Annotated in this window: 2 protein-coding genes; both read right to left on the reverse strand. The window is 69.6% G+C overall.

All coding sequences use genetic code 11. The features are described from left to right. A partial coding sequence (locus HC022_RS27580) for an ACT domain-containing protein (protein ID WP_303049117.1) occupies positions 1-368 on the reverse strand: 368 nt, incomplete at its 3' end. 16 nt (positions 369-384) lie between these two features. Beyond that, positions 385-935 (reverse strand): sarcosine oxidase subunit gamma (locus HC022_RS27585; RefSeq protein WP_254885294.1); only part of this gene is annotated, 551 nt, incomplete at its 5' end.

Consider the following 935-nt stretch of genomic DNA (forward strand, 5'->3'; position numbering starts at 1 on the left):
ATGTGGTTCGAGATCACCGCCACGATGTCGATCGGCAGCGCGCCGATGCGCCAGCGATAGAGCAGGTCGTTCAGGCAGTGGCCGAAGCGGGACACCATGATCACGACCTTCATCTTCTCGGACGGGTCGTGGAAGGCGTAGTCCATGCCGAAGGAGGCCGCGGTCTCGGCGAAGCCCTCGGTCAGTGCCGCGCGGGTGACGCCGCTCTCGGATTCGAAGCTCAGCCGCATGAAGAAGCGGTCGTTCGCGATGTCGGAGAACTGCGAGCTGTCGTGGATGTTGCAGCCCTGCTCGGCCAGGAAGATCGAAATCGCCGCAACGATACCGGGACGTACCGGGCAGGACGCGGTCAGGATGATCTGGGGCATGGCCCGTCCTTTGCGGTCAGAGGGACTCGGCGGCCAGTTCGCGGCTGCCGGTCTCGAGAAGGTGGAGGAGGTGCGGTGCGAAGCTGTGCCACAGGTCCATGCGGAACCGGTCGGCGGCGTCGCGCCACAGGATGACGGTGACGCCGTCGAAGACGGTGCGGCGGCCCGAGCCCGGGAGGATGGTCTCGATGTCGCGGGGGCAGCCCATGGTGAGCAGCTCCGAGGCGCGCGGTCCCTCGATCACGAAGGAGGTCTCGCGGCCCGACACGTCGACGAGGCTGTGCGGGTGGCTGCCGTAGAGCGGTGCCAGCGCCGCCTCGAGGCCGGCGACGGCCTCGACCGGGCAGTGCAACATCCACTCGTCAGGGCCGAGCCGGATCGACTCGGTCTCGCCGGCGGTGGCGCGGGCGCCGATGGGGCCGCCGAGCGACAGGCCGAGCGCCGCCTCGAAGGGAGCCAGATCGCCGCGGGCCCGCAGCGACAGCCGGCCGCAGGGTGCCGACTGCGAGACGCGTGCGGCGCTGGTCTCGACCAGCGGGCCGGACGCGAAGGAGGAAATGGGTGCGT

This window comes from Salipiger sp. HF18 (assembly GCF_011806505.1).
Taxonomy (GTDB): domain Bacteria; phylum Pseudomonadota; class Alphaproteobacteria; order Rhodobacterales; family Rhodobacteraceae; genus Salipiger; species Salipiger thiooxidans.